This is a genomic window from Pedobacter sp. 01T416_2 (genome assembly GCF_056398925.1).
The window spans coordinates 1-5243 of the sequence record NZ_JBFTQI010000411.1 but is presented as its reverse complement, the minus strand read 5'-3'; the positions used below and the strand labels follow the sequence as shown (position 1 = coordinate 5243).

Here is a 5243-nt window from a genome sequence, read left to right as displayed (position 1 = left end):
ATAACCTGAGTTCGATTATTAAATTGTAAAAATAACTATCAGACAAGGTTTATTCCTAATCTTATCGTCATGCTGAACTTGTTTCAGCATCTTTTTTGGCGGGAAAGACCCTGAAATAAATTCTGGATGACGACCGACTTAACAGAAAACTTGATTAAAACGTCGCAAAGTGAGATTTAATAATCGAACTCAGGTTAATAGTCTATTAATTCAAACGCCACTGCCTTTAGTGTGATTTAGGGAAATTATAATTGATGTATCGATATATGAACTAAACACATGGTGAGTGTTGCCCAGGTATAGGGTTTATATGTACAGTTGGAAATCTGTTTCTCTGGATGCAATTGATAAAGAAACTAAGCAGGGTAGCAGTCAGTTCGCTTTGGCTGCTATTTTATTTTAAGTGCTGTTGTTTGTATTGGTGTCTTCATAAAACAGGAATGATTTAAGCACTATGCACACTTCGGTTTAATTTAAAACAGAATCCTGAAAAATAGTATTTTCAATATCTCGGTGATCAGAAAGAGAGCTTCTGTTGCAGTAAAGATAGAGCCATGATGCTTCAATATACAAGTAGGTTGATCTTCACCCCCAATCTAACCGATTCGTGCCCCCTGTTTTGAAATAGAAACCCAATATTTGATATAACGGGATTGCACAGCCTTGAGCAAATAAGCTACGTGACGCAGCTTTCCTTTATGAACTAACCAAACTAACCAATAAACAAACAAAGAGAAATCTAAAGAACGCAGATCAATACTATCGAGTAGCCTCTTAATCATCCTTATTTTCTAACCAATAAACCAAAATGTATGAGACTAAAAACTACTTTTCTATTACTGCTGGTAATTTGTAGCTTTTCGGGCAAACTTCTTGCTACAGATTACTATACCGCCTCGCCCTCTGCTACCTTAGCGGGGAATAGCGGTGCAGTTAACGCCAACTGGACCACCAATCCGGATGGACTTACCGGTTTAACCACAGCCACTATAGTTGCAACTGATAACCTTATTATTTWGAATGGAGGTATAGCCACTATTACCTCAGGAATGAGTATTGGAGCCTTAACTATTAATACTGGAGGGAAAATTATCCATAACAATAATGCTTCTGCCAGTACATTTAACATTAATGGTATTCTTACCTGGAATGGCATTATAAAAACGTTACAAGCAGCCTCAGGAAGTAATTTTTTTAACACCAATGGAGACGTTGTTGGCACCACAGGCATACACGACTACAGTAGCAATAGGGGGATCTACTTAGGGGGTACAGCAAAAACGATTAACTTAATTCAGTCTCCAGGAACTGGCACCATGCCAAACAATCTTTCCTTCGGTCTACTACTTAAAACAAACCATGCATTATCAGGGAATTGCAAGTTGTATGACCCAATTTTATACAACCAACCCTCTACACTTGATCTTGCGGGCTATAATCTACAGGTATCTGCTCTTAAACAAGGGGCTGCAAGTAATTTAATAAAAGGCAATACCGCTTCTAACCTTACCATTTCTGGAAGTACAGGTACAACAACCAGTGCAAGTGTAATTAATTTTGATCCTACAGCGGCAGTGCTTAATGGTTTTAATATTGATAATGCTTACAATGCTTCTGCAGCGCAGACAAGCGTCACTATAAACGGAAATCTTACGGTAAATTCATTGAATTTTGGCACTACCACTGGAGATAACGGAACGAGAATTCTACAAGTAAACGGTAATTTTACATTGAACAACAGTGGCTCTATGCGTGTACAAACTAAAGGAGCAACAACACCAGGAACTAATTATGATCAATTATCAGCAACGGGAAATGTTACCATAGGAACCTCAACAACGCTGAAGGTTGATTACACTAATTCATATACCCCTCAAGCTGGCGCACAGTTCAGTTTTGTACAATTAACTACAGGAACTATTACGGGAAGCTTTGGAACCGTTCAAAATCCGAGTGGCTATACCGCTTCTGTTAGCTACCCTGCCGGAAAAGTACAGTATCAGGTATTAACATCTCCACCACCAACACCAGCCTGCTCTTACACGCCAAATCCTGATTTACCTTTAGTGGCATCAAATGCAACGATAGAAGCAGAGATAGAAACCATATATCAGCGTTTTTCTGACTCTTATTTAGGCACAACCGAACCAACCACTACAGCACTTGCTGCGGCCGTAACTAGTTATAATGCACTTAATATTGTGGTAAACGGATATAATATCACTGGAAATATTACCAGCTATGGTCAAACGACGTTTCTAAAAACTTTTGCCCAACAACTCAAATTTCATCCCGAGGATACTGACACCTATACCAAAGCCCTTAACACGGTGTGGTTGGTATCAGACCTCGTATGTAAAGGAACATTGGCTTTAGACTATAATCAATATTCTTATAGAGATTTTGCAAAACCAGCAATACTAATACCCAGCATTAAAGACAACTCGTATGTAAAAAGCTTGTTCGAAAATGTACTGTATCAACAGAATAATTTCGACTATATATGGAATCCTACAGTTTCTGGCATTAATGTAGACCATGTTGGAAACTCAGGAGTTGTTACCATGGCCTATGTAAAATGGATTGACGCTGCCGATGAACGTTTTCGTTATATGACTGCTTTCAAGCGTGAAATGGAAGCATTTGCCGCCTATTCAGAAGGGACTAAGGACGGGTTAAAGCCAGACGGTTCAGGATTTCATCACTGGGCAGCCTATCCATCATATATGTATGATTTAAGCTATGCAACGAGTATTTTTTCATGTTTACGGCAAACTTCCTTTGAGATAAGCGGTGCAGGTTATCTTCGTTTTAGAGATGCACTTATGGCACAACTTATGTTTACCAATGATGCAACTACGAGATTCTTAACTATGACAGGAAGAAAACCCGAAGAAGTAGCTACTACCATTAGTAGATACGATTTCCGTAGTATGGCATTGACAGGAGGAAGTATCTTAGGTACAGGGGCCTCAGATCCGGTTATGGCTAACATTTACACTCGTTTATGKGGTACTTATGCAGCATTTGGTGACAACACTATAGCACCTTACAACGAAGGTTATTTCCAGTTCAATCATAGTATGGCGGGCATTTATCGTAAAAACAATTGGCTGGTGGTATGTAAAGGATTCAATGACAATATGTTTGGCACAGAAACTTATCCAGATGCCAACCGTTTCGGCCGTTATCAAAGTTATGGCGCCATTAATATCGTTTATCCTGGAGATGCCCCAACTGGAAATGGATTTGACTATACAACCTGGAATTGGAATTACAATCCGGGAACTACGGTTATCCGACTTCCATGGGATAAGCTTCATGCCGAAAAAAGCAATCTGGATGAAAGACAACAGAAAAAGTTTGCAGGTTCTTTAAGTTTTGTAAATAAAAACAGTAATTACCTAAAAGCGATTCATGGCACCTATGGTATGTTTGCCATGGATTTTCAGGAAGCAACTGGAAGAGGATGGGGAACAACCTATTCTTCGGAAAACCATAACCCGACATTTGTTTTCAAAAAATCTGTTTTTGCGTTTGACAATATGTTGATTTGCCTTGGTTCTAATATTGGCAACAATGATGCAACAAATACTACATTAACAACCTTGTATCAACGTAAAGCAATAACTGGTAAAGACCAGGTAAATGTAGACGGTAATTTATTGCAAACAAGTACTTACAACAACAGCTATACAGATAATAATAACCACTGGCTTGTTGATAATTTCGGTACCGGCTTTTATGTTTTTGCGGGAAGTGGTACGATCAAACTGACAAGAGCTGATCAACAAACACCACAGCACACAATTCCAATAGCCAGCCAAAATGTTGCCAATAATCCGATAGGAAACTATGCCATAGGTTATATCGATCATGGAACTGCTCCATCAAATCAAGGCTACGAATACATTTGCATGCCTCAGGCCACCACCACAGACATGACTAATTTAGACAGCCAAGTAGGTGCCGGCAACAAACCTTATACCGTACATCGTAAAGATAATGTTGCCCACATCGTAGAATACAAACCAACAAATGGAAGCCCTATTTTTGGATATGCTTTTTTTGCTGCCCTTTCAGGAATAAACAATACGGGATTATTAACTGGTGCTGACTATCCTTGTTTAACAATGTCGCAATATGATTCGGTACAGAAAACCCTTAAAATAGCAGTAAATAATCCTGATTTGGGATTTGCCTATAGAGAATATACTCCATCTATAAGCAAACAGATAAACATTACCATAAAAGGAACAAACTGGCAAATTTCCCAGCCCAATGCTAATGCTAACATAACAGGTACGGCAAATGGAGAAACTACAATTCAATTCACAACCGTGGATGGGTTACCAGTAGAAATTACATTGGCTCGTGTTTTAACCCCACAAACCATTACCTTTAATGCAATGCCAACAAAAAACATGGGCGATCCGGCATTTAATTTAACAGCAACTGCCTCATCTGGTCTCGCTGTTAATTATACCAGTTCCAATACTGATGTAGCTACAATAAGTGGCAGTACGGTGACCATTGTTGGCGAAGGTTCAAGCACAATTACGGCTTCGCAGGCAGGTAATGATATTTATGAAGCAGCCACGCCGGTAGAACAGACCCTAAAAGTTAACTCAGTGGTCGGCGCTCTGGCAGATGCTTATGTAAGAGATGGTAGCTATGCTGCTTCCAATTTTGGAACAGCAACTACATTAACGGTAAAAAAGGACGGTACCTCATATAGCAGGGAAGTATATTTAAAGTTTGACCTAAATGCAGCAAATAGTTTTGATAATGCTAAACTGAGGTTAAATATTGCTTCAGCTGGTACCAGCGTAGCAGCTACTACTTGGCAGGTGTACTATGTGCCTACAGATAGCTGGACGGAAACAGGTATTAACTGGAATAACAAACCCGCTTCCACTACGTTGTTGGCAACCATTAATGGTCAAAGTTCTGGATGGGCCGAATGGAATATTACGAACCAGGCGTTAGCAGAATTTTCGGGAGATAAAACATTGTCGCTTCGCATCGTTTCAACAGTTGTAAATGGTTCGTCAGATGCTTCGTTTAACTCAAGGGAAGTTACCAGTACAACACTTCGCCCGCAGCTTCTGTTAACACCAGCAGCGGGCGCACCTCAGGKCTTATCGATGTCTGTAATGCCATCAGGAATAAAGAACAGTGTGATTAACAACGAAACAGTACCTGAGAAGAACAGTGTGATTAACAACGAAACAGTACCTGAG

1 protein-coding gene is annotated in these 5243 nt (G+C 39.7%); it reads left to right on the top strand.

What is annotated here, in order from left to right; genetic code table 11:
• Nucleotides 1-812: 812 nt before the first annotated feature.
• Nucleotides 813-5243: CBM96 family carbohydrate-binding protein (locus tag AC1DPQ_RS16730; RefSeq protein ID WP_477610299.1), on the top strand; the 4431-nt coding region annotated here is incomplete at its 3' end.